The 23,731-nt window shown below is 51.5% G+C and carries 24 protein-coding genes; 2 read left to right on the top strand and 22 right to left on the bottom strand.

What is annotated here, in order from left to right; all coding sequences use genetic code 11:
• Positions 1-40: 40 nt before the first annotated feature.
• Positions 41-664 (top strand): sporulation-specific diadenylate cyclase CdaS, encoded by a 624-nt coding sequence (gene cdaS, locus NST08_RS14415; protein WP_007130143.1) that lies wholly within the window; start codon positions 41-43, stop codon positions 662-664.
• A gap of 102 nt (positions 665-766) precedes the next feature.
• On the opposite strand, the gene bshB2 is transcribed toward cdaS, so the two are convergent.
• The 9 genes from bshB2 to NST08_RS14370 all read right to left on the bottom strand — a co-directional run bounded on the left by bshB2 (position 767) and on the right by NST08_RS14370 (position 8,911).
• On the bottom strand, positions 767-1,423 hold the full coding sequence (gene bshB2, locus NST08_RS14410; protein WP_341341905.1) for a bacillithiol biosynthesis deacetylase BshB2: 657 nt from the start codon (positions 1,421-1,423) through the stop codon (positions 767-769).
• Between the two features lie 22 nt (positions 1,424-1,445).
• On the bottom strand, positions 1,446-1,790 hold the full coding sequence (locus tag NST08_RS14405) for a YojF family protein (protein ID WP_007130145.1): 345 nt from the start codon (positions 1,788-1,790) through the stop codon (positions 1,446-1,448).
• A 307-nt stretch (positions 1,791-2,097) separates the two neighbouring features.
• A complete protein-coding gene (locus NST08_RS14400; RefSeq protein ID WP_341341904.1) occupies positions 2,098-2,892 on the bottom strand; it encodes a helix-turn-helix transcriptional regulator in 795 nt (264 codons plus the stop codon).
• A 358-nt stretch (positions 2,893-3,250) separates the two neighbouring features.
• Entirely contained in the window at positions 3,251-3,724 is a 474-nt protein-coding gene (tnpA, locus tag NST08_RS14395; protein ID WP_213613863.1) for an IS200/IS605 family transposase, read from the bottom strand.
• A 182-nt stretch (positions 3,725-3,906) separates the two neighbouring features.
• On the bottom strand, positions 3,907-4,995 hold the full coding sequence (locus NST08_RS14390) for a Gfo/Idh/MocA family protein (RefSeq protein ID WP_028404917.1): 1,089 nt from the start codon (positions 4,993-4,995) through the stop codon (positions 3,907-3,909).
• Positions 4,996-5,009: 14 nt separating this feature from the next.
• Positions 5,010-5,960 carry an AraC family transcriptional regulator gene (locus NST08_RS14385; RefSeq protein WP_341341903.1) on the bottom strand — a complete coding sequence of 317 codons (951 nt, stop codon included), beginning with the start codon at positions 5,958-5,960 and terminating at the stop codon, positions 5,010-5,012.
• A 27-nt stretch (positions 5,961-5,987) separates the two neighbouring features.
• Positions 5,988-6,989: a Gfo/Idh/MocA family protein gene (locus NST08_RS14380; RefSeq protein WP_040738678.1), complete on the bottom strand. Its 1,002-nt coding sequence runs from the start codon at positions 6,987-6,989 to the stop codon at positions 5,988-5,990.
• A gap of 155 nt (positions 6,990-7,144) precedes the next feature.
• Entirely contained in the window at positions 7,145-7,669 is a 525-nt protein-coding gene (locus tag NST08_RS14375; RefSeq protein ID WP_213615455.1) for a YfiT family bacillithiol transferase, read from the bottom strand.
• Positions 7,670-7,930: 261 nt separating this feature from the next.
• Positions 7,931-8,911 (bottom strand): aldo/keto reductase, encoded by a 981-nt coding sequence (locus NST08_RS14370; protein WP_341033218.1) that lies wholly within the window; start codon positions 8,909-8,911, stop codon positions 7,931-7,933.
• A 113-nt stretch (positions 8,912-9,024) separates the two neighbouring features.
• Between NST08_RS14370 and pdxR the strand changes: the two genes are divergently transcribed.
• Positions 9,025-10,446: a MocR-like pyridoxine biosynthesis transcription factor PdxR gene (gene pdxR, locus NST08_RS14365; protein ID WP_341341902.1), complete on the top strand. Its 1,422-nt coding sequence runs from the start codon at positions 9,025-9,027 to the stop codon at positions 10,444-10,446.
• Positions 10,447-10,585: 139 nt separating this feature from the next.
• Here pdxR and NST08_RS14360 read toward each other — a convergent pair whose 3' ends face one another.
• The 13 genes from NST08_RS14360 to NST08_RS14300 form a co-directional block, all read right to left on the bottom strand.
• Positions 10,586-11,494 (bottom strand): hypothetical protein, encoded by a 909-nt coding sequence (locus tag NST08_RS14360; RefSeq protein WP_341341901.1) that lies wholly within the window; start codon positions 11,492-11,494, stop codon positions 10,586-10,588.
• Entirely contained in the window at positions 11,491-11,856 is a 366-nt protein-coding gene (locus NST08_RS14355; RefSeq protein ID WP_007130154.1) for a glyoxalase superfamily protein, read from the bottom strand. Before NST08_RS14355 ends, NST08_RS14360 begins: the two co-directional genes overlap by 4 nt.
• Positions 11,857-12,188: 332 nt before the next feature.
• Positions 12,189-12,845, bottom strand: a complete 657-nt coding sequence (locus NST08_RS14350) for a DedA family protein (protein WP_007130155.1) — start codon at positions 12,843-12,845, stop codon at positions 12,189-12,191.
• Positions 12,846-12,864: 19 nt separating this feature from the next.
• Positions 12,865-14,106 carry an MGDG synthase family glycosyltransferase gene (locus NST08_RS14345; RefSeq protein WP_007130156.1) on the bottom strand — a complete coding sequence of 414 codons (1,242 nt, stop codon included), beginning with the start codon at positions 14,104-14,106 and terminating at the stop codon, positions 12,865-12,867.
• Between the two features lie 22 nt (positions 14,107-14,128).
• Positions 14,129-14,665, bottom strand: coding sequence for a phosphatase PAP2 family protein (locus NST08_RS14340; protein ID WP_007130157.1), 537 nt, complete (start codon positions 14,663-14,665; stop codon positions 14,129-14,131).
• 1 nt (position 14,666) lies between these two features.
• Positions 14,667-15,293, bottom strand: coding sequence for a YqaA family protein (locus NST08_RS14335; RefSeq protein WP_007130158.1), 627 nt, complete (start codon positions 15,291-15,293; stop codon positions 14,667-14,669).
• A gap of 309 nt (positions 15,294-15,602) precedes the next feature.
• Complete coding sequence (locus NST08_RS14330) at positions 15,603-16,253, bottom strand: HAD family hydrolase (protein ID WP_007130159.1); 651 nt, start codon at positions 16,251-16,253, stop codon at positions 15,603-15,605.
• 81 nt (positions 16,254-16,334) lie between these two features.
• Positions 16,335-16,493, bottom strand: coding sequence for a hypothetical protein (locus NST08_RS14325; RefSeq protein ID WP_007130160.1), 159 nt, complete (start codon positions 16,491-16,493; stop codon positions 16,335-16,337).
• Entirely contained in the window at positions 16,490-17,020 is a 531-nt protein-coding gene (locus NST08_RS14320) for a GNAT family N-acetyltransferase (protein WP_232239293.1), read from the bottom strand. Before NST08_RS14320 ends, NST08_RS14325 begins: the two co-directional genes overlap by 4 nt.
• Positions 17,021-17,249: 229 nt before the next feature.
• Positions 17,250-17,996: a GNAT family N-acetyltransferase gene (locus NST08_RS14315; protein ID WP_007130162.1), complete on the bottom strand. Its 747-nt coding sequence runs from the start codon at positions 17,994-17,996 to the stop codon at positions 17,250-17,252.
• Between the two features lie 201 nt (positions 17,997-18,197).
• Positions 18,198-19,085, bottom strand: coding sequence for a sugar phosphate isomerase/epimerase family protein (locus tag NST08_RS14310; RefSeq protein ID WP_210095192.1), 888 nt, complete (start codon positions 19,083-19,085; stop codon positions 18,198-18,200).
• A 188-nt stretch (positions 19,086-19,273) separates the two neighbouring features.
• Positions 19,274-21,550 carry a glycoside hydrolase family 95 protein gene (locus NST08_RS14305; RefSeq protein ID WP_341341900.1) on the bottom strand — a complete coding sequence of 759 codons (2,277 nt, stop codon included), beginning with the start codon at positions 21,548-21,550 and terminating at the stop codon, positions 19,274-19,276.
• A gap of 479 nt (positions 21,551-22,029) precedes the next feature.
• Entirely contained in the window at positions 22,030-23,688 is a 1,659-nt protein-coding gene (locus NST08_RS14300) for an ABC transporter substrate-binding protein (RefSeq protein ID WP_213615439.1), read from the bottom strand.
• Between the last annotated feature and the right edge of the window lie 43 nt (positions 23,689-23,731).

Raw genomic sequence — 23,731 nt, 5'->3', positions numbered from 1 at the left:
GGGGAATAGTAAAGATACCTAAGGATAAGGAGGGAAATTCATGGGATCAAGCACGGAACATTGCAATTTTGCCCCGCTGAAGCACAAGCTTGAGGAGCAGCTCGTCGAGATCGAACAGCAGATCCGGCAGATCATCGAGAAGCTGGATCAGGATCAAACCTGCCTGCTCAATGATCTGGATCTCGTCAGATCCAAATTCCTGGAGGCTGAAGCTCTTTCCTCCACCTATTATTTGAACTGTTTCCTCTATCCTTTTACGAAAAAATACAAAGAAATTGCGACCTCGATCTATCATTTAAGCCAGAAGAAGATGGGCGCGCTGATCGTGATTCAACGAGAAGATGTGCTGGAGCCTTTTATCACCCCAGGAATTCCGTTGTCTGCCGAAATCACGAGCCCGCTGCTCGAGTCCATCTTCATTCAAGGCAGCCCGCTTCATGACGGGGCCGTCCTTGTTCGGCAGGATATGATTCTCTCGGCAGCCAATGTATTGCCGCTAACTGGCCGTACCTACGGAGAACGGAAGCTGGGCACCCGGCATCGGGCGGCCATCGGTTTGACTGAATTGTGCGACGCCCTCGTGCTGGTCGTCTCGGAGGAAACCGGCAAAACCTCTTTTTGCATGCAGGGAACGTTGTATCCATTGTCGATTCCTATCCCCTAATCATGAACCTAGTTTCCGCAAACGCAAAAAACCGCCCTTTGACGGAATGGAAGCGAAGAGCGACCATTTCTCAAAGGAACGGTTTCGATCACCAATACTTGCTTAAGCGAATGTATATGTCCAGAAGCGCTCGGTCCCGAAGCGCTGCTCGATTTCCTTCGTCTTCAGCTGCTTCTTGCCAAGCAGCTCCGCTGCCTGAAACTGCGAGCGATGAGCCTGGATCGAGTTCATCTTCTGTACAATAAACATAGATACGTCATGAATAACGTCCGGCTTGCCGAGCTCCTCCTCACAATTCTTGGAGAATGCCAGACAGTGTACGGCCGGTCTCTCTTCCGCCGACATCCGCTGAATGGTACGCGTTACGGCTGCGCCGGTTGCATCATGGTCCGGATGTACGCTGTAACCGGGATAGAACGTGAAGACAAGCGAAGGCTTGATTTCCTCTAGCAAGGATGCAATCACTCCATCCAGCTTATCTTGATCCTCGAACTCGATCGTTTTATCATGGAAGCCCATCAGCCTCAAATCCTGGATACCGATGGCCTTGCAGGATTCCTCCAGCTCGGCTTTACGAATGCTCGGCAATGTAATGCGGTTGGCGAACGGCGGAATGCCCATATTGCGGCCCATCTCCCCGAGTGTCAGACAAGCGTAAGTCACATGCGCGCCTTCAACGATATATTTAGCCAGCGTCCCGGATAAGCCGAACGCTTCATCATCCGGATGCGGCAGGATTACCAGTATGTTTTGCCCCATTCTCCTCAACTCCTCTCTGTATTTAAAAAGGCTCCCGACTAAGCTGCAGTGCGACGACCAGCTTCCCTTGACTGTCATGGCCGGCCATGATCAGCCGCTCCGTATCGGATTGCTCGAAATGCGTAAGCCCTTCGGTGTAAACCCAGCCATGGCTCATCTTCAATCCGACCCGGTAAGGGCCGTTCCCCGATATAGAGCCGTGCTCGTACCGGATCAGTGCATTCGTGATGAAATTCGCTGCAGGATGCTTCGAGCTGTCATAATGAGCCGCATAAGCACCTGTCGTCATTTCAAGATGAATATATAAATCCTGATTCTTCAATGTATCGATCATTCGCTGTACTTCAGCCGGATTTATGAGTTCCATAGTTCCCTCCTGTATTCAATAGATCGTCTCAAATCTCGTAAGGCGTATGGTCCATTCTACCATATTCCTGCACAGGGGCGAAACAAGCAAGCTGTGATACAGTCACTGCGGTCGCGCTTAAACTCAGGCATATTGGCTTTCCGCTCTTGCAATGCCTGATGCCCCTCATTTAAGTATCATGATTCGCGGCGTGATTGTCAACGAACCACCGTTCAGCGATACTGCTCTTAGCGGTGATGACGCCCTTCAATCATGGAGAATAGATAATGGGTACAATCCTTTCAAATAGCAAATCCTCCCTAACAGCCTACCGGATGGCCAGAGGCACCTTCTTCAAGAAATGGTCCATGAGCAGCGGCAGCGAGATCAGAATCGGCGGATCATCCAATCTAGGAACGTGCAAGGTTACTTCTAACAGCGGAACCTTGGTATAAGGTGTCACGACAATCGGCTCCCTGGAACGGGTGCGCAGCGTTGTAGATTGGGTAAGAAGAACGTCCACAGGTTGCATGCCCCATGGAACGGAGGTTGCCATCAAGTAATACGTTCCGGGTTTAACATCCGTGAATCTGAAGGGACCCAGCGATGGCAGGAGCGTGCCGTACAGCGGAAGGCCTTCGGGTATGGGCTTTGCGAATAATCCGATCAGAATAACACCCTGAAACGGGGCATGAGCATGTACCGTGCCTTCAATGGTCGCGTTGGGATTTAACACAGGCATCGATTGCCGCCAGTCGCTCAGCTTTTGAAGCGCTAACAAACGCTCGTTCACCTCATCCCTTGAATTGCGAAAATTCGACGGAGATACCCCTACCCTTTCGGTAAAGCGGGTTGTAAAGGTGCCCAGGCTTTGTTGTCCGATCTCAAGCGCGATATCTCGGATGCTCAGATGTGTATGCAGCAGCAAATCCTTGGCCTTCTCAAGTCGGAGTGAGGATACATAATACAAAGGAGGAAGTCCGATGCGCTCCTTGAAGATCCGGGAGAAGTGATATGGGCTGTATCCAATGTAGTTGGCTAATAATGACAATGGTAACGGCTCGTAAATGTTCTTATGTATGTATGCGATGACTTCATCTATCTCGGCGTAACGCTCATTCATGAACGGCTGCACCTTCCTATTGATCAAGTTATGGGATATAAAATGGTTCTTTCAATTACCCAACAGAACAATCGTTCGCATATGCTGAATGATACCATATTCATGCATATAATGGAAGAACTCCGTCAGATATTTCTTGTCCATATGAAGTGCCGAAAACCATGACGAAATGATCATTTACGAGATGTATGACCCGATTCACCCAAAGCCCAATGCAATCAGAACCACCCGTCAAACGGGTGGTTTGCTCTTGGGGTATAACCCCTTGTTGCCAAACTGCGCCTAAAGACGCTAGCCTGACAATAAAATTGTTCAGGCTCAGTGTAATTTGTCACTTTCACTTACCAGTTAAACTGGTTTACTTCTTCTTGCTACTGTTTTTGCTGAATGGGTCTTCATACTCTTTCACACTCAGTTTATCAATTGCCTGGTCGTGTGCTTCTTGCTCACGGATATATTTTGCCACGGTGGCTTCATTCAAGCCCACTGTGCTGACGTAGTATCCCTCCGCCCAAAATTTTCGATTACCATATTTATACTTCAAGGTAGCATGCTTCTCGAATATCATGAGTGAGCTTTTCCCCTTCAGGTATCCCATAAATGATGATACTGAGATTTTTGGGGGAATTGCTACCAACATATGTACATGATCGGGCATCATGTGACCTTCGATTATCTCCACTCCCTTGTATTTGCATAATCGTTTGAAAATTTCGATTAAGTCTTTCCTCACTTGATTATAAATCTCTTTCCGTCTATACTTCGGGGTGAACACAATGTGGTACTTGCACATCCACTTCGTGTGAGCTAAACTATAGCTCTTGTTTGCCATCTAAGACCATTCCTTTCATTATTGAGCCTGAACATCTCAATTTTATCGGAATGGTCTTGTTGGTCAAACCCTCGATCCCTCCACCCGCATAGCGGGTGGTTTTTTGTTTCGCACGCTTCGCGAGCTCAACTGGCTAAAGCCATAACAAAAAAGCCGCGCCTATGGCGCGGCTTTCACTCATTCTAATCCAAATCCGGAATCTGGATTTCCACTTCTTTTTTGCTCTGGGAGGAGCGCAGAATCCCGTCCAGAATCGCCTGGTTGCGCAGAACCTGCTCCCCTGGAATCGGTGCGGGACCGCCTTCGCGGACCGCCCGGACGAAATCCTTGATTTTCTCCTCAAACACGTTAATCTGGTGGTTGATCAGCGGAATCGGACTTTCCGTATGATGCCCCTGGATGTCATGGAATACCGAGATCGAGCCTACTCTTCCGTCCCATACGCCGCTCCAAGGTCCCGTACCGGCCGGCGTAATCTTCATCCCCGCATCCGTTCCAAGGAACATAGTAGCGCCCAGCGTATCCATATGCATCGCCCAGGATGTCTTGAAGTTCAGGACTAGGTCCCCTTCGAAACGCACCATCGCAACCCCGAAATCCTCGACGTCGAACGATCCGGCCTCCGCATGGTATTTCGGATTCGTGCCGAAATGATTGGATGTATACGCCGATACGGTCAGCGGCTTCGGATATCCCATGGCATTCAATGCCATATCCAACGAGTAGCACCCGATATCGGCCATCGCTCCCGCACCCGCAATTTCCTGGCGGATAAACGTGCCGCCCGGCATGCCGCGCCGGCGTCCGCCGCCCGTCTCCACGTAGTAAACCTTGCCAAGCTCCCCGTTCTGGATCAGATCCCGGATGATCCCCATATTCGGGTCATACCGCGGCTGGAAGCCAACGTTCAGCATATTGCCCGTCCGCTTTGCGGTCTGTACCATCTCAATGGCTTCATCCAGCGTAACGGACATCGGCTTCTCCAGCATGACATGTTTGCCAGCGGTAAGCGCGTCGATCGTCGTGCGGTAATGCGCGACATTCGGTGTGCAGATGCTCACGCCGTCCAGCTCCAGATCCAGAAGTCTGCGGTGATCATCGAAACCGATCGCGCCTTGCAGCCCCCATCGCTCGATGAACTGATCCGCTCTGCCCGGCAGAATGTCCGCCACGGCTACAATCTGGACATCTTCAATTTGTTTATAATATTTGGCATGCTCTCCGGCGATCCCGCCGCTTCCGATGATGCCGATTCGAATGGTTTTCCCCATGTCTGATGTTCCCCCTACGTTTTCACTTTCATCGTTCTATAAGTTGAAGGCGTGAAGCCATAACGTTTGCGGAAGACCGTATGCAGATAGCTTCCGCTGGAGAATCCTTCGTGCAATGCAATTTTGTCGATCGACCAATCCGTATCGAGCAGCCTCCTGCACACGGACTCAAGCCGGACATCCTCAAGGATTTCACTGAAGGAGCGCCCATCCGCCTGATCCTTGAATATTCGCTGCAGCTGCCTTGAACTGATATGCAGCTTCTCCGCAACATCATCCAGCACAACCTCGCCCGCCGAATTGGCATAAATATATTCCATGGCCAGCTGATAGCGGTACGCCTTCATGTCTCTTGACGGCAGCTCCGCCTCCGTCGGTTTCGAGGCATAAGCTCTTACCGTTCGGATCAGAATCTGAATAATGCAGTGCTTGATGGTCGTATAAAGCCCTGGATATTTCTCCTGGGAGGCTTGATACGCCTCCAGAAAATACGGCATGGCCCGATGGATATCCATCGTCGGCTTCAGCGGCAGCTCCTTCAGCTTTTCCATGCAGTCTTCCGCTTCGGCGATCTCCCACGGATCCGCAGCCGGCAGCGACCGATTCTCCTTATGCAATTCCTGCTCATCCACTTGCGTAATATCCACGTGAAGACAAAGCTCATCCATCGGCTCCACCGGGTCCGCTTCCTGATAATGCAGCACGTTTGGCCCTGTTAGATAGAACATGCCTTCTCGGAGCGAATAGGGCGTTTCTTCCATGATCACGGTTCCTTTACCGCGAGGAATGAAATGGAATTCAAATTCGGCGTGCTTGTGGAAGGATACGATCTTCCCCGGCGGGAACGTCGTCAGATGAAAACGCAGAACCCGGATTTCATACCGGCCCCAATAAATTTTCAAATCCAGCCGCTCCAAGGCATCCTGTCGTTCCTTCATGCTTTCATATGGAAAATGGGTGCTCATTGCAGGAAACTCACCTTACCCTTACGCTTACGCCTGCAGTTCATCCAATCGGACGGCGCGGCGTTCCTTCGCAGCGCGGTTGGAAGCCTCCATCAGCTTGGTCAGTTCTACGGCGTATTCGATGTTCTCGTCAGCATTTGTGCCGGTCTTAATATGTGTAACCCACTGTTCAAAAGCACTTTCGCGATTCGCAGGTACCGGAAGCTCTACCCAGCCTTCGCTATACTCCTCCTTCTTCGAGGAACGAATGAGCAATTTGCTATCCGGTGTGCCATACAGAATCGTACCGTCCGTACCATGAATTTCAATGGTGAATGGCGAGTAATTGTTCACGAATCCGGCCTCTACGATGCCCACGGCGCCCGATTCGGTCGACAAAGTGGCCACCGCATTATCTTCGACTTCCTTGCCCGTTACGTAACCGAAATTCGCCTGCACATCGACCGGCGCTTCACCAAGGAACAGCCGCGTCAAATACATCGGGTGGCAACCCAGATCAATCAGCGCACCGCCATGGCATTCGGACAGACTGAAGAAATGCTCGGGCAGCCAGCCTGCGGTCGCGCCGTTATGCGACAAACGCACCCGTACCAGCGTCACCTTACCAAGCAAGCCCTCCTCAAGAATTTTTCGGATCGCAAGCGTATAGCCATCGTTTAGTCTTGGCAGCGATACGGTCAGCTTCACGCCATGCTCCTTCACTGCCTCTAGAATTTCATTCACTTCGTGAAGCGTTGACGCAATGACCTTTTCCGTAAAAATATGCTTGCCGGCCTTCGCCGCCTTCACCATAACGTCACGGTGCATGGATGTCGGTGCATCCACAATAACGCCATCGATATCTTCGCGTGCCAGCATTTCATCCAATGATTCATAGAACGGAACGCCCTGCTGCTCTGCGGCTTTGCGGCCGCGTTCCGGATTTTCGTCCCAGACCGCAGCAATTTCCGTGCCCGGATGCTCCTGGGCTTGTTTCGTATAGTCCCAAGCGTGAACATGCCAATAACTGATTTTTCCGATTCTTATCATGATCGTCACCCCAGTATTAAATATTAAGACATCATGCACTAAATCTATCACAGGAAAATCCGGATTTACAGTGTAATATTACGACAATCAAGTTAGATATCACGACATGCATGAATAAAAAACACCGTCTCAAACGGAGCCATCCGGGAATTTCCTTATATGGCTAATCGCTCGCGCAGGGATGTAATGTGGGCCGTATGATGCTTCCCGTGCCATGCATACATGCCGGTTGCATAATCCAGGCTCATGGTTTTTTGGGATTCGGGATGATAGAAGGTTCGATCGAAATCGCTCGGGGTCATGGCGTTTAGCACAGCCGTCCAGCGGGCATGCAGTCCTTCGATTAATGAAAGGGATACTTGAACATTGACAAGGGTCGCGTCCTGCATCATCGCCCACTTCTGCTCATCGTAGGGCTTAATCGTCGGATTGTCCTCCGTCAGCGCCAGCTTAAAACGGATGTAACTGTTCATATGACTATCGGCAAGATGGTGCACAACCTGTCTGATGGACCAGCCACCTTCGCGATATGGAAGTCCTAGCTGATCCTCGCTTAAACCTTGCACGGCGGCCGAGAGCATTGAAGGCAGCTTCTCAATATCGCTTATCCAACTCTCCCGCTGCTCTGCTGTAGCGGTTCCTTCCCAAGCAAAAGGCCCGATCGGGTATCTCAAGTCCATGGTCTCTCACTCCTGTTCAATATTTAATGTTGCATGGTTGCTCTTTCAGTCGAGGCACATGTGGATTGCCTAGTTGTACGAGATATCGTACAACTCTGATCGAAGTCTACCGTTTTACATATTCGTTCATATCGTTTCAATCTCCTCCCATCAAAAAATGGAACGAAACGAAATCAAAGAACGCTGCCTTTGAACCCAACCGCATCGCTCTAAATGTAAAGCCCCTGGTACCAGAACCAGGGGCTTTTCCGAAATATCGAATTACATGGAGCGGAGAATATCGTCGATTTCCTTCATTTGCGATTCAGACAGTGGCCCTTGTCCGATCGCGCCTGTCAAATCTTCCACCTGGCTAGTCGTCTTGAATCCCGGGATCGGTATGGCCGCCGGGCTGCGCCCCCAAATCCAAGCAAGCGCCCCTTGGACCAAGGTGCGGCCTCCGCTCGTTAAAATTTCCCTTATGGCCTCCAGCTTGGACAGGAAGGACGGTACCGCCTTCCCTTCATGGAAATAAGTCACCCACTCATGACCGCTTCCTCTTACATCTGAGATCGGAAGCTTGGAGTCAGCCGTAAACTTTCCGCTTAACAGCCCCATGGCCAGCGGCGAGTTATTGATGCTCGCCAGCCCGTAGCGTTCACATACCGAGATCATCTCCGGGTCGTCCCTTAGCACGTTCAACGGATGCTGAATAGCAGTGGCCACGGATTGCTGAGCGAAACCCTCCGCTTGCGCGGCATCCCAGGTGCTCCAGCCGTAGCTGCGGATCAAGCCCTCTTGCTGCAGCCCATTCAACGTATCGGTGACCGATTCCAATTCCTCTGTGCTCAAAGAGCCGACGTGTATCTGGTAAAGATCAATATAATCGGTCCCGAGCCGTCTCAGGGACCGCTGGCATGCATCCCGAACGTATGCAGGGGAGACGTCGTGTCTTGAAAACACTTCTTTGGTTGCCTCGTTGTTGGTGAAACCAAACTTTGTAGCGAGGACGGCCTCCTGACGCCTTCCCTTCACGGCACGCCCCAGCACTTCCTCACTATGTCCCGTGCCGTAAGCGTCCGCTGTATCAAAGAAGGTTACCCCTCTTTCCATCGCCGCGTGAATAGCCTTTATCGATTCTTGATCATCGACCTGCCCCCATCCATCCGGAAGACCATCCAGCGTAAAATGTCCCCCGATCGCCCAGCAGCCTAAACCGAGCGGGCTTACGGGAATGCCCGATCTGCCTAAAGTGTGATTCATGCACATTTTCCTCCCTTTTCGGATTGGTATGGCTTCATTATAATAAGGAAAATGGTTGATCATTAGATCCAATTCGGATGTATTTGGAGGAACCAATAAGGAGCTGAATCACAATGTACGGCATCTATATCGACCGAAACTCCTCCCTACCCGTAACCCGGCAGCTATGTCATCAACTGCGTGAAAGGATCGAATCCGGCCAGCTGGCCGCCGGCACTAGACTGCTCCCGACCCGGGTACTGGCCAAGGAGTGGGGAATTGCACGCAATGTCGTGATTGAGGTGTATGAGCAGCTGACCGCCGAAGGCTATTTAGACTGCCGCGTCGGTTCTGGCACTTACGTCGCCGGCGGAATTACGCCGAATGCGGCAGCCCGGGTACATCAAGTCCCGGCGAAGATGGAACCCGCCATAACATCGCCAGCATCTCCTGATCGGACCATCATCGATTTTGCAACCGGCATCCCCGATCTAGCACGGTTCCCCGGAAAGAGTTGGGCCAAATATTTAAAGGAAGCGACGGAATCGAGCCCTCATGATTATAATTACGGCGATGTAAAAGGAAGCCCTTCCCTTCGCCTTGCTCTGCGTGACTACCTATTCCGTTCCAAAGGCATCAGCTGCTCTGCGGATCAGTTGTTTATCGTTTCCGGCGCCTCCGAAGGATTCCTTCTATTGGCCAAAGCCTTATCCGCTCAGTTCAATTCCATATACATAGAGGATCCGACCATCGATATTACTCGTGATATTTTTCGCATGATGAATTATTCACTGGTTCCGGTTCAAGTGGACTCCAACGGCATGCAGGTTGATGCGATACGAACGTTCCTGCCCGGACATTTACTGCTGCTGACACCGTCACATCAATTCCCTTCCGGCAGTCTGATGCCGATTCAGCGGAGGCATCAAGCCATTCGCACGGTGGAGGAGGCGGATGCCTATGTGATCGAGGACGACTATGACAGTGAATTTCGGCTCAAAGGCATTCCGGTTCCTCCGTTGCAAACACTCTCGCCTTCCAGGGTGATCTATGTCGGCACCTTCAGTAAGACCTTGTCTCCGAGCCTTCGCATCGGATTTCTGATCGTGCCCCCGAGTTTAATCGATACCATTACCTTGGCGAAGGACAGGCTCAATCTGCATACCCCTGCCGTGATTCAGAAAGCGCTGGCTGCTTTCATTCAGGACGGCCAGCTGGAACGCCATATCCATACCATGAAGAAGGTGTACAAAAAGCGGCGAAACTTGCTGACGGAACGGCTCGCACAGGCCTTCGGAGACCGGATCTCCATAACGGGGGATGAAGCCGGCATGCATCTTCAGGTCCTGTTTCATCATGAAAGGCATATTGAGCTGCCATGGAACGATACGAGCGCTTTCGGCTTCCGGGTGGAACGCTGTGATGATTACAGGATAGCGGATCGAAACCCTGAGGGTGGCATCGTGCTTGGATACGGCAACCTGACTTCGGAGCAGATTACGGAAGGAGTATGCCGAATACACAGGTTCGTCTCAGCTTTTGATGACTCTATGTAAATTTAAAATCGCCATATCTATCATTTGAACGCAGCTCAAGTATCGCCCCACTCAAAAAAACGGTTCGCTTGCCGATTAAGCAAACGAGCCGTTTCTCCATCCATTTCCCGGACATCTATCATACATTCTTTTATTCGCGCTACTGAACCGTTTCTATCCGTTTAAAGTTTCGCAGCGTTCGCAGCGCGTTCAGCGTCAGGATTCCCTTCCACTCTTCCTTCGCCAACGGCCACACCTCATCGTATTGGTACCACGTCCAATTCGGCTCCCACGCCCCGTCCTCCCCTTGCGTCTCCACAAGCAAATCCAACTCTAAGGGCACCATTGCTTTATACTTCTTATAATAAGGCGAATTAGGGGAATCCATGATGCTGAGCGCTGTCGCTCCGTATCCTTCGCGTTCCGCGGGATCGCTGCTGATACAGTTGTCCAGATAACGTTCTAACAGCTCCTGAATATCAAGGGCTTGCTCCTCCGGCAGTCGCTCCTTGAAACGCAAATAGCAGAATAACTCATGCATCTCCGTCAGATCGCAGGCTTCCCGCAAATAATCCAATGCATAGCGGATGACCGAATCCAGCGGACCAAACGGGCACAACGCCCGATAGTCCATGAAATAAGCGGCGATATCTGCATTCGGGTTGCCCCAATGGTCAGCAAAAGCCCCGTACTTCCACCAAATGGCCCTCGGCGATTGCTCGGCCTCTTTCGGGATGATATCCCACCCGAACCGTTCCGGAATATACGTACGTTCAAGATAACCCAGCGTCCGGATAACCATTTCTTCGCCCTCGCCAGTACCATCCAGCCGAAGCAGCTCCAGCGCCCGGGTTGTGGCAAGCGCAGATGATTCTTTGCAGCGAAGATCGGGCTCAAGCCCATGACCAAATCCGCCGTCATCATTTTGATACCGGCTGAGCTCTTCAAGCACTTCGGAAAAGCTCCCGCCTTCGAATTCATATCGATATAGGGCGGCTTCAAGCGCTCTGGCTTGAGTCAGCATGTACTGTTTCGCCCGGTCCGTTTGCTCGTGTGACAGCAGCTTCATGACGGTTCCAACTCCTCATAAAAAGTGATTCTATTGCCGAAGGGGTCGGTTACGCACACCTCTTTGCTGTTCCAAGGTGCCGTCTCAACGGCAGGTCGGGCATATGGATAGTTCTTCGAATGGAGCTCCGCGTGATATTGCTCGATCTCCGTCATTTCAATGCGAACAGCCGACCCGGGCGTACAGTCCCCATGATGCTCGGTCAAGTGAATGGAAACCTCTCCCTTGGTTACCTGCATGTACAGCGGAGCTCCATCTTCAAAACGATGCTCCCAATCAATCTGAAAGCCAAGATAATGAACATAAAATTCCTTGGCCTTGTCCACATCAAATATTCGAAATAATGGAATAATGCCCAGCATGGGATGGTCCCTCCTCATTCTAATAATCGTTTTTGTGCTTATTTGCTCCATTCGTCCGATCTCAAGCTCAACTAAGCGGTTTTAATCGCATCCGCCCAATTCGCATCGGGGTTGAAATATCGAAATCACTTCAATTCTCATAACGGCCCCCTTCTAACTTCCGTTCACCAAATCTGCTGAAAAAACCCAGCTCAAGAAGATCCTTTCTTTCAGCTGGGTTTGTATTTCATGGATGTATATCTTCGATTATACAATGGGGAAGGTCGCTATGGAATCCTTGTTTAGTTCATCCGCATTATCTGCAAGGGAGACCGGATGAAGTAAACAGTACCCTATTCCCCAATTTTGCGAACCTGCTTGATTTTTTCACCTTCGGCAAGCTTTTGCGCCCGCGCGCGCTTTACACGACTCCATACCAGCAGAATCAACAACGAACACCCTAGGCAGATGAAGATGACCTTCAAATAGTGTTCAACCAGGTTCAGAATAACCTGCCACTGCTCCCCGAAGATAAAGCCGATACTGAAAAAGCCGATGACCCACGAAGCAATGCCCAAGTAACCGTACAGGCAGACCGTCCGGAACGGGACACGGATCATCCCGATAAAGTACCCGATAAATTGCCTGACGCCGGGAATGAAAAAGCTAATGAGCAATAGCTTATTGCCGTATTTGTCGTAGTAGGCCTGCGTCTTCTCTACCAGGGACGGCTTCAGAAACAACCACTTCCCGTATCGCTCGATGAGCGGCATGCCCAGCTTGTAGCCCAGCACATACGTAATGGTTAGGCCGATGGCTGCGCCGCAGAAGGCAAACAGGAGTGCCGGAGCAAAGCTGATGACTTCCTTGTACGCCAGGAAGCCGGTATACGTCAGTGTGCTGTTACCCGGAGGAATCGGAAGCGCAATAAAATCAAGGGGCAGCCCGATCAGAAGCACCATATATCCATATTGTTCAAATAATCGTTCAACGACTTCGAATAAATTCATCGGTCTGCTCCTTCATCTTTTAACGAAAGCTGTCTGCGTATTGCCCCTCGTAATCTTGCAGGTAGGCTTCTCTAGACATTAATCCATAAGCACGGGGATCGAGCTCATGCAGCCAGTTCCGCTGTGCGGAATGGCTTTGCAATACCGTCATTAATGCTGATAACACGGAAAGCGCGGAATCTTTATGACCGTATCGCGCAGCGCTGCGTTTCATCTCTGCCAGAATGGACGCATGATGCAGCATGTGGAGAAGCCGGTCCTCAAGCTCTCCCTCGTCCGCCTGCTGGGCAACCCCGATCCCGACCAAATAATCCGCATTATCCTGTTCTTGACCCGGAACCGGCTTGAAGAGCAGCATCGGCAATTCCATCGTTAGCGCTTCGGATATCGTGAGTCCGCCCGGCTTTGTTATCATGAGATCGGCAATGGCCATTAATTCGTGCATTCGGTTTACATACCCCATGACCATAACCTGCTGGTGATCCGCAAATTCTTCCTGCAGCGATTGATACAGCTTATCATTGCGTCCGCATACGACGATAAACCGGACATGCTCGGGATATGCCCGCGATTGAAGCAGCTTCACGATCTCGCTGTCGATCATACCTTCGCCGCCTCCCATCATGAGGACGACTTGCTCAGACGGGCTCAGCCGGTAGCTCTCGCGAACCCGATCACGATTCACCGGCTGCGTATACAGCGGATGGACCGGTATGCCCGTGACCGATATTTTCTCGCCGGCTATTCCTTTACGCTGCAAGGCCTCCTTGACCTTACCCGATCCCACCATATAGTGATCGGTATGCTCATGAATCCAGTAGCTGTGATCCGTATGATCGGTAATCACCGTGACGACAGGTACATCGGTGAGGCCCATCGATTTCAGCAGCGACATGCCTGCAGCCGCAGGCGGAAACGTGCTGATCACAACGGACGGTTTCTGATCTTCTAGCAAACTGCCCAGCTTTTGCAGGCTGAACGTGCTCAAACGCTTTAGGAGCTGGATGAGGGTGTTTTCCTCCCTCGTCTTTTGAAACAAATAACCGTACAACGATGGAAAGTGCTTTACCCATTGAATAAAAAAGTATTGGCCTGCCACATGCAAACGTGGATGCGTCAGCTCCATATAATCAATGACTTTAACGCTTAGATGCGGGGAGTTTCTCTTGGCTGACTCCACAATGGCCCTGGCTGCCTGGTTATGGCCTTCGCCCAGACTGCCGGTTAATATTAAAATTTGGTGCTCATTCATGGATTTCATCGATACGACTCCTTATCAGACGTTAAGATATTCCTACAGCATTCATTAGGTACACGACCAGCCAGCCGGTTCCGAATCCAATAGCGCCGCCCGCCAAGCAATCCGTCGGGTAATGATACCCCCAATAAATTCTGGAAAGTCCGACCAATGCGGCCAGAGCAAGCAACAAACAGGTGTACAGCGGGGACACGAGAAACAATACCGGTGTGATGACCGCAAAAATAGCTGAGGTATGTCCCGATGGAAACGAATAGTCCTTGAGCGGGAAGTTCCCGACCTTCACTTGCTCCAAAGCCCGGAACGGCCGGTTTCTCCGCACTCCTTTTTTGATCAATACAACAATAATGTGACTGACGAGCAGTGCGATTGCGCTTTGGTACGCCGATACATCCCACGCCTCGTAAGCAAACCAGGCGATCAGCAGTGCGCTGGCGATGGTCGAAATGGCACCGCCCAGATGTGTTATTCCGCCGAACAACCGGTCAAATATCCGGCTGCTGATCGATTGGTTGCACCATACGAACAATTGATGATCCCATCGTTGAACGCGTTCCAGCATATTAGTTCCCGCCTGCCGATACTTGATCTTGATGCGTTGCTTCTGTTTCTGCCGGAGCTTGAAGCTCCTCCGCCTGCTTCTTCTTTCGTTTCTTCACGGTATGAATTGTAAACCAAATGCCCCCGATGAGTGCGCCGGCAACCAGCAGAATGATGGTCAGCACATGATCAACCATATGCTCGGCGGCTCTGCCGTAGATATAGAACAATACGCCAACCGTGTAAAATTTGAACGCCCGCCCGATCGCGGCATAGCTGAGGAGCTTCCACAACGGGTAATTCATGCAGCCCGACAAGATCGTAAAGATTTTGAATGGGATGGGCGTGAATGCGCCGACAAGGATCGCGGCCTCTCCGTGCTTCTTAAACAAGCTTGTTGCCGAATCATACCATTTCTTCTTGAGCATCTTGCTCAGAACAAGCTGCCCGGAAGCTTTGCCGATGCCGTAACCGATCGGCGTTCCGAGAATACATCCGACAAATCCGATGGTTGCCAGCCAAATCGCCCGCTCCGGGGTTAGGACGCTCAAAGATAATTGCGAAAATAACGCGGGGATCGGAAAAATAATGGCATCGATCATCGCGTGAATAAATAAGCCGATATCGCCTAAGTTACGTAAAAACTCCATTCAACACGTGCTCCTCTGCATGGTTACTTGTGTTACAGCCGGGTAATATGAGTTCGCTTAAATTCGCGGGCACTCCGAATGATCGAGGCAATACTTCCTGACCACGCCTCTGTCCTGTTCAAGTTAATGAAAGGATACCATGAACGAGTGGCGATAGCTTCCGTCTCCAGACGATAATCATCCTAGACTTAGGTCTAGCTATTAGTAGCTGCTATTATATTAACGAGAACCACCCCGGATAAGTTGGTCCCATTCAACCAAGCCTCAAAAAATAAAGCCCAGCCCTTACAAGGACCGAGCTGTTACGACCTAACTCTTCAGCTGGCATATTGCGCTCACTTCTGCAATTGAGCGGACTACATAATCTGCGGCGGATAGATCCTGGTTACCCGAATTTGGATTAACGAAACCGATACACTGCATGCCGGCTGCTTTGGCCGCAGCAATGCCATGGCGCGCATCCTCCAGCACCATGCAGGAAGCAGGCTCCGAGCCAAGCAATTCAGCTGCCTTCAAATATACATCAGGCGCAGGCTTGCCTCTGTCGACCTCTTCCCCGCTTACGATACAGTTAAAGGCATCCAGCAGACCGAATTTGTCCAGCACCGCTTGGATAAATACGGGGGGCGATGAGGATGCGATCCCAACGGGGATGCCGCTGGCTTTCAAATCCGCGAGCAGCTCGCGAATTCCGTCAATCGGTTCCATTTCGCGTGCGGTCAATATTTTAATTTTATTGGATAATTGATAATCGATGATTTCGGATACCGTCCGCTGCAGCTGATATTCTTCCCGGATCAGCTTCCACATTTCGGGATTGGTCATCCCTACATATTTCTCGAGCTGCTCCTGCGTGATAGCAGCCCCAAAATCCTTCATAACCTGAATGTCCACTTCGAAATGAAGCGGCTCGCTGTCAATAATGACACCATCCATATCAAAAATAAAAGCCTGAATCATACATGCTCCTCCTTTGAACGATTTCGGTTCAGCTCCCGAATCTTTTCCCTATTCTGAGAGCGTCTTTGCTCCCTATGATATTTAACGATTTCCATCTGCTGTATGAGCGTTTAGAGCGAGCAATGTAATCATTACACCTGCAGCAAAGATCAGCGTGCCCCATCCATCCATTGTAAATAATAGAATGAGGATCAGCTCCACAACGATGAAGATTCCTGCGCCTATAGCCAAGTTTTTCATAGCTCCGTCAAATCCCTCTTCATCTGAATCGTAATCATCGCGGCATCTCCATTGAGCGTGGTAATGTTTACTTCATACGGCTTGAACCCCTGTTTGTGATAAAAAACCAGCCCCCGCGTGTTGGTATTATGGCAGCTGAGATGCAGGCTGTTCACCCCGTATTTCGTTTTCGCCAATCGCATCATTGTTTGAAGCAGCTCTTTCGAAGCGCCTTTCCCCCGATGGTCCGGGGCAACGATGACATTGCCGAGCCATGCTGAACCGTCCTTCACATCATAGAAATTCGCGTAAGCGACTGGCCGATCAGTGGAGGCCTCAACGATAACCGTAGGCTCTAACCGATTCTCGAGCAAGTCCATCACTTGCTGCGGCGTCAAAGGAAAGCCGGACCTCGGACTCATGTAAAAAAGCTCCTCCGGCGTTTGCGGAAAGCCGCATATCAACTCGAGATCCAGTTCATTTAGCGGCCTGTATGTATACAAAATTGAACACTCCTTTACGTTCGGATGCCAAAGCAAGCACAACATACACACATCCATCCCCCCCATCATTGGTCCCGATGGCATGGCATGGTCAACCACGGCTGACTTGAAATAAAGACCCGGCTTAGACAGCTTATCTAAGACCAGGTCTTCAGGTTAGCTTCACCCATGATTATACAACCGATCGGCCGATAGAGTAACCCCTTGGCGATCAAGCCTTGGACTTGCTGCCATACTCTACATGCAAAAATCCGCATAGACTGGTAATGGTTTATCATTCAACATGTTTCGCCCGATACCAATAAGTGTATATTTCCCGGTAGCGCAGCCGGTCGTATAGCCGGTTAGCCGGCAGATTCGCTTGCACGACTTGGAGATAGCTGCTGGTCGCCCCTTGTGCTCTCGCCCATTGAAGAATATGTAATAAAATCTGTGTGCCATAGCCTCGCTTCCTATAAGCAGGTGCGGTTGCAATATCAAATATCCCCACAACGTTCTCCTCTAGAGCACCGATTCCGCAGGCCGCCGGCCTGCCTTGATCATATAAGGAAAAGAAGCCGTAAGGAACGGAAGAGCGGCTGAACAGCTGCTGCTTGATGTCCCTGTTTTTTGCCGTGAGCCCCGTAACCACCGTCAGATCATCAAGCCATTCGTTGTTCAACTGTTCATAGACGGACACATCCCGATATGTCGGGGCCGGCACGTGGTCCAGACAATCCAGCACTTTGAGGCTCGTGGGGTCGAGAAAGGAGTAACCTTGGTCATCCAGAATCGAATCGAGTTCAGGGGGATTGAACGGCGTAACTTTAAATACAACGTCAAGACCTTCTCTTGCATATATGCGTTCACAATATTGAATCTGTTCATACAGATCAACCGACGGCTCCGTGTAGAGCGCGCTGACCGAGTTGGAACGCTTCGTGAAGCCGGCCGCTAACCGGAGCAGCCAGCCGTTACGGACGATCGTTTGGAATGCGGGCCAGGCATTCAATGTCATTTCCTCAATCCGCATATCATCCATATCTACCACCCCCACCTTCATAGAATAGGATTAAAATATACTATATCGTATATTCATGCAACACCTGAACAAGCATGATATGTTACGAAATTTCCTTTATGAAACACTGTTTCCATAAATATTGCTTCTATCTTTATGAAAAAAAAGTAACCATCTATTTTAGATGGTTACTGACGTTCCTTTAATTTTTAATCTCGCAGATTACACCGGATTCGGTATGAAGTCTCCGCCTCGGCATCGCTTCAAATAATGAAGCGCATGAACCTGTCCGGTCATTTCAAGCTCCCCGTTATATACGGGATCGTGCCAGCCTTCAATATCGATCGTTCCCTGATAGTTGCCCTGACGCAAAATCGTGATGATATCGGTCCAGTTGGTGTCGCCGAATCCGGGAGTACGGTGCCATACATAAGGCTTCGGCCCGTGAATGCCATATTCCCTCACGATATCCCAAGCAATCGTTGCATCCTTGCCATGGACGTTGAATACTTTATCCACCCATTTCCGCAGCTGCGGAATCGGATCGATCAAAGACACCATCTGATGGCAGGGCTCCCACTGCAGGCCGATATGGTCCGACGGGATGGCGTTGAACATCATCTCCCACGCCGTCGGGTTATGGGCAATATTCCAATCCCCCGTCTCCCATGTCCCGCCCATGTCACAGTTCTCGAATGCAATGCGGACGCCTTGATCTGCCGCTCTTTTGGACAGCTCGCCGAACACCTTCGCATATTGCGGGATCGAGGCGTCGATGGATTCGCCCGTCAATCGTCCGGTAAAACCGGAAACGATGTCGGTGCCGAACAGATGGGCATGATCGATCAGACGCTCCCAGCTCGCCAAGGTATCGGCATTACTGCCTTCCCCGGTCAGCGGATTGCCGAAAATCCCGAGCGTCGACACGATAAAACCGTGTTCTGCTTGCAGCTCACGAACCCGCTTTGCCGTCTCCACAAGATCGGTATCGCCTGTCGTCTGCCAGAAGGTAAGGCCGAACGATTCAAAGCCGTGGGGCGCGATCTGAGGGATGACCCGTACAGCGTCCCCGCCGCCAACCAGCGTTCCGATGCGCAATAATTTCGTCATGTTGATTTACCACTCCCATTTGACGTTTAGTATGCGTTTGCAAGTTCAGTATAACTGGGTTTCCCTGCCTTTTCTCGTCTTATCTTGTGCTTTCCTAGTTCAATATTGCGGGAGTTTCTTGTCTCGATCCCCAGCCTGGTCATCGGATTCCATGGTATAGCGGGATGTCTCGAAGAAAGACCATCCATTTATCGATCCACTGCCGTCTCTTTGCTAAAGAACGTATAAGAACGTCCAGTCTCGCCCACAAACACTACGGGTTCGAAGCCGGGAGCCTCCAATCGGCAAGGGCCTGAAGCTGCGCAAGTGACGACGGCTTCCGTAACCTTGCCCTCTGCCCAAACGAAGTCGACGGTATAACCTCCCCTGGCTCGCAGCCCCTTCACGCTCCCCTCGCTCCAGCAATCGGGCACTGCGGGAAGGAGCCGGATTGCCCCGTCATGGCTTTGCAGCAGCATCTCGGCGATGCCTGCCGTACCGCCAAAATTACCGTCGATTTGAAATGGCGGATGATCATCGAACAGATTAGGCAGTGTGGAGTGGTCCAAGAGCGCCCTCACATTCTCGTAAGCTGTGGCTCCGTCCTGCAGACGTGCCCAGAAGTTAATGATCCATGCACGGCTCCAGCCGGTGTGCCCCCCGCCGCTGGCAAGCCTGCGTTCCAATGTCGTCTTGGCGGCCTCAGCCAAATCCGGCGTTCGCTCCACGCTAAAGCGTTCGCCCGGGTAAAGGGCAAACAGATGGGAGATGTGACGGTGTCCCGGCTCCACCTCTTCGTAATCCTCCATCCACTCCTGGATTTGGCCGTATTTACCGATTTGCGGTTGGGGCAGCCGCTTCAGCGTGCCCGTGAGTTCATCGCGGAACGCCTCATCCCGTCCGATGATTTCCGAAGCCCGAATGCAGGCATCAAACAGCGCTTCGATGATCTGAAAATCCATCGCGGCTCCGACGCAGAGCACCCCCGTCTCGCCGTTTGGCAGCTTATACCGGTTCTCCGGTGAGACGGAAGGGCAAGTCACCAGCCGTCCTTCGGCGTCTTCGATCAAATAATCCAGCAGAAACAACGCCGCTTCCTTCATTGTCTCATACACCCGCGCCAGAAAATATCGGTCCTGACCGAACCGGTAATGCTCCCACAAATGCAGGCACAGCCAGGCAGCGCCCATCGGCCAGAAAGAAGCCGGAAGATACGTATCCTGCGGCGCCGTGTCCGCCCAAATATCCGTATTGTGATGGGCGGTGAAGCCCCGGCAGCCGTACATGACATGTGCTGTCACCCGACCGGGCTCGCGCATCCGTTCGATCAGCTCGAACAACGGCTCATGGCATTCGGCCAGATTGCAATTTTCTGCATGCCAATAATTCATCTGTGCATTGATATTAATCGTGAATTTACTATCCCACGGCGGGGTGAAGCTGTCGTTCCAGATGCCTTGAAGATTCGCGGGCAAAGAGCCCGGCCGGCTGGAAGCAATGAGCAGGTATCGGCCGAATTGAAAATAAGTCGCGATCAGGCCGTGATCCTCTCCTCCTTGTTGAAACTGCATCAACCGTTCGTCGGTCGGCAGCACGGTTTTGTCCGGGCTCTCGGGCAGCTTCAGATCGACCCGTCCGTACAGCTCGCGGTAATCGGCGACATGCCGGGCTAGCAGCTCAGCATATGGAACCCGGCTCAGCATCTCCAGCCGCCGTTTGCCATCAAGCTCCGGATCGGGATGGCGGAACGTTGTTCCGGCAGTGATCAGCAGCGTTACCGAGCTTGCGCCATCCACCAGCAAATACTCCCCAAGGGTACGGCAGACGCCGCCATCCGGAACCGCTTTCAGGACGGCGCTAAACGAGCTGCCTCCTTCGCCGCCGCAATCCCCGCGCATGGCAAGCCCGCTTTCCTTCCATTTGTCCGTCTTCTCCAGGTATCTCCAGTTTCGGCGATTGAACCGGGCTTTTAACGAGACTGTCCCCTGTTTGTCGGCGGATATCCGGATGACGATCGCCTGATCCGGATAGCTGGCAAACAGCTCGCGCGTATACCTGATCTCGCCGATCCGATAGCTGACCCGGGATATGCCGTTCTCCAAATCAAGCTCCCGCACGTAGTCGACGGCAGGAAGCTCGTGATGGCTAAACGACAACAGCAGATCGCCGAGCGGCATATAGTGCCGCTGCGCTTCGGGCAGCCCCGCCATCGTCATCGCTGCCAGCTCCTCGGCCTCCCGCAGCCTTCCCTCCATAATCAGCTTTCGAATCTCGGGCAAATGAGGCAGTGCGTCTTCGTTGTTGCGGTCGCGGGGGCCACCATACCATACGGAATCCTCGTTGAGCTGAAGCTTCTCCTCAGCCGTGCCGCCGAAAATCATCGCCCCCAGCCGGCCGTTTCCGATCGGTAGCGCCTCGTTCCATTCCGCCGCCGGTTTCGTATACCACAAGCGATGCTTCTGGTCCTTGCTAACCAAGCTTGTCATGGCTTCTCCTCCAATCCGCTTTATAAATTGCACTAGTTCAGCTCCATCACATGTCGAAAGGCAAATCGCCAAGGCAAAGCACCGGAAAATCGGGCGTAATCCATCCATTTAATCGTTAGAGTCGATTTTCCAATAATGCTGATGGGCTTCAATGCGCATCCAAGCCACCTTCATTCCAACTTATTGTAACGATCCGATATAAGAATAAAAATTGCCTAATCCCGCATATTTGTACCTTATTTTGATATCACGGCCCCATATCAATGATCACTTATAACGAAAAAGCCCGCAGCGCGAGCTTTCCGTCCTTCCATCGCAATGCTGACCTCAAAAGCGCCGCGGGCACGCAAGCCTTGCCTCGAACCGCATTGGTTTCGACTCGTCTGAAGTGCCGTACACAATTGGCCATTCGCTTCGACAGTCCCGCGCCCTGAGCGCAGACTCATGCCCCTAAGAATCCGAGCTTATCGCGCCGCGGTCTACTTCGATATCGTCGATGAATCGTAGGCAGCCTGCATGATTTCAAGATAACGCTGCATGTTCAGACCCTCCAGCCCTTTCACGTAATCATCCCAATCTTTATCCAGACTCTTGGCGCCGGTAATGAACAGCAGAGCGTTCTGGTCGACATAGTCTTTGATGTTGGTCTGCATCATGCTGGCTTCATCGGCGACCAACGGGTCGACCCATAGCGCCCAGTGCGGGAATATTTCTTTCGGCTCCTTGCCTTCCATCAATAACGTTGCCTCGTAAAGACGGCGTTCGTAACCATCGTTAGCGTAAATATCCGTGCCCTGAACCTCGGCATCGCGATATGCCCGGTGGTGATTATATTGGGTTAGTGCCCCCCAGCTGTCATTGCGGGGCTGCTCCCCGGATTCAAGCGGGATCGATTTATAGAGCGGCTCCACTTTGTCGTTCAGCGCGATTTCTCCATCCTGCGGCTTGCGCCAGCTCTTGCCTTCTTCACCGAGATAGGAGAGCATTGCCCCTTCTTGCGTATAGAAATAATCCAGCATTTTAATGGCGGCGATTTGCGCCTCTTTGCTCGCTTTATTCGTCAGAACGAAGGATGCGCCCGGATCGATCGGATAGTTGAACGTTGCATAATTGGCGTGTGGTCCTTGCAGAGGCGGAAGCGGGTTGTAGTCCTTGCTGTAGGGTGCATCTTCTCCTGTGGTTAAAAACAGGGCGGGATGCATGCCTGCTCCGGCACCCAAAAGCTGTGCGTCGGCGTTATCCCCGATTTTTTTGTATGCGCCTGCATTTTGTGTAAACGCCCCCGGGTCAATGAGTCCGCCGTCATACAGCGATTTGATGTAGGCCAGCGCTTCCCGCCATTCCGGTTTGTTCGCCGCGGTGTCGACCTTGCCCTCCTTCATGATGAGATACGTCCTGTCGTCGTTGTAAATAAAGCCGTTCATGAGATAAGGAATCACGTGAACGCCGAAATTTTCGACGGATCCGCTGAGCGGCACTTCGTCCGCCTTGCCGTTTCCGTTCGGATCCTGCGTCTTGAAGGCTTCAAGGACCGCTTTGAATTCTTCCGGCGTCGTCGGCTGCGCAAGTCCGAGCTGATCAAGCCACTTCGTATTGATCCACATTTTATTCGGGTATGAGCAGTGGAAGCATTCGTTTAAGCCGGTCAATCCGTAAATCTTGCCGTCAGGAGCAGTGTTCATGGCCTTATAATATTCGTTGTTCTCCAGCACTTCCTTAATGTGGGGAGCATGCTCCTCGATCAGGTCGTTAAGCGGAACGATCACCCCCTGCTGCCCGAACTTCAGCAAGTCCGTCTGCGAGAAACGGTCCACCCAAGGAATAAGCATATACAAATCCGGATAGTCGCCGGACGCAAGCGAAATTTGGCGTTTTTCGGCCGCGCCGTCGAACGGAACGGTTGTCCAGTTGAACTTGATGCCGAATTGCTCTTCCATTTTTTTCGTAAACTTATTGGTTTTCAGATCCACATCCGAGCTTTGATGGGCAAATACGTTGATCGTTACCTTCTCACCGGAATCCTGTAAGCCGCCTTCTGTCCCTTCGCTTCCTTCGTTGTCGTTTCCGCCGGAGCATCCGGCAAGCACCAAACTAAGCATCAGTATGAGAACAAGCAGACGGGTTCCCGTTTTTCTCAAATCAATCTCCCCCTCATGAATTGGTTATCACTATAACGGGCGA

It is taken from the genome of Paenibacillus sp. FSL K6-1566 (genome assembly GCF_038050475.1).
GTDB lineage: Bacteria > Bacillota > Bacilli > Paenibacillales > Paenibacillaceae > Paenibacillus_AQ > Paenibacillus_AQ lactis.
Note: the sequence above shows the minus strand (reverse complement) of the source record. Positions and strands in the feature narration are given on the sequence as shown.

Bases quoted from the DNA above. Each gene is read 5' to 3' on its own strand.
- NST08_RS14340 (WP_007130157.1), bottom strand. From the start codon at position 14,665: ATGCTGGAACGCGTTCAACGATGGGATCATCAATTGTTCGTATGGTGC.
- NST08_RS14400 (WP_341341904.1), bottom strand. From the start codon at position 2,892: ATGAATGAGCGTTACGCCGAGATAGATGAAGTCATCGCATACATACAT.
- NST08_RS14325 (WP_007130160.1), bottom strand. From the start codon at position 16,493: ATGAAAAACTTGGCTATAGGCGCAGGAATCTTCATCGTTGTGGAGCTG.
- NST08_RS14320 (WP_232239293.1), bottom strand. From the start codon at position 17,020: ATGTTGTGCTTGCTTTGGCATCCGAACGTAAAGGAGTGTTCAATTTTG.
- NST08_RS14315 (WP_007130162.1), bottom strand. From the start codon at position 17,996: ATGGATGATATGCGGATTGAGGAAATGACATTGAATGCCTGGCCCGCA.
- NST08_RS14305 (WP_341341900.1), bottom strand. From the start codon at position 21,550: ATGACAAGCTTGGTTAGCAAGGACCAGAAGCATCGCTTGTGGTATACG.
- NST08_RS14350 (WP_007130155.1), bottom strand. From the start codon at position 12,845: ATGAATTTATTCGAAGTCGTTGAACGATTATTTGAACAATATGGATAT.
- NST08_RS14375 (WP_213615455.1), bottom strand. From the start codon at position 7,669: ATGGACTTGAGATACCCGATCGGGCCTTTTGCTTGGGAAGGAACCGCT.
- NST08_RS14345 (WP_007130156.1), bottom strand. From the start codon at position 14,106: ATGAAATCCATGAATGAGCACCAAATTTTAATATTAACCGGCAGTCTG.
- tnpA (WP_213613863.1), bottom strand. From the start codon at position 3,724: ATGGCAAACAAGAGCTATAGTTTAGCTCACACGAAGTGGATGTGCAAG.
- NST08_RS14360 (WP_341341901.1), bottom strand. From the start codon at position 11,494: ATGAAGCTGCTGTCACACGAGCAAACGGACCGGGCGAAACAGTACATG.
- NST08_RS14310 (WP_210095192.1), bottom strand. From the start codon at position 19,085: ATGACGAAATTATTGCGCATCGGAACGCTGGTTGGCGGCGGGGACGCT.
- NST08_RS14355 (WP_007130154.1), bottom strand. From the start codon at position 11,856: ATGCTGGGCATTATTCCATTATTTCGAATATTTGATGTGGACAAGGCC.
- bshB2 (WP_341341905.1), bottom strand. From the start codon at position 1,423: ATGGGGCAAAACATACTGGTAATCCTGCCGCATCCGGATGATGAAGCG.
- NST08_RS14390 (WP_028404917.1), bottom strand. From the start codon at position 4,995: ATGGGGAAAACCATTCGAATCGGCATCATCGGAAGCGGCGGGATCGCC.
- pdxR (WP_341341902.1), top strand. From the start codon at position 9,025: ATGTACGGCATCTATATCGACCGAAACTCCTCCCTACCCGTAACCCGG.
- NST08_RS14405 (WP_007130145.1), bottom strand. From the start codon at position 1,790: ATGGAACTCATAAATCCGGCTGAAGTACAGCGAATGATCGATACATTG.
- NST08_RS14380 (WP_040738678.1), bottom strand. From the start codon at position 6,989: ATGATAAGAATCGGAAAAATCAGTTATTGGCATGTTCACGCTTGGGAC.
- NST08_RS14385 (WP_341341903.1), bottom strand. From the start codon at position 5,960: ATGAGCACCCATTTTCCATATGAAAGCATGAAGGAACGACAGGATGCC.
- cdaS (WP_007130143.1), top strand. From the start codon at position 41: ATGGGATCAAGCACGGAACATTGCAATTTTGCCCCGCTGAAGCACAAG.
- NST08_RS14370 (WP_341033218.1), bottom strand. From the start codon at position 8,911: ATGAATCACACTTTAGGCAGATCGGGCATTCCCGTAAGCCCGCTCGGT.
- NST08_RS14330 (WP_007130159.1), bottom strand. From the start codon at position 16,253: ATGATTCAGGCTTTTATTTTTGATATGGATGGTGTCATTATTGACAGC.
- NST08_RS14335 (WP_007130158.1), bottom strand. From the start codon at position 15,293: ATGGAGTTTTTACGTAACTTAGGCGATATCGGCTTATTTATTCACGCG.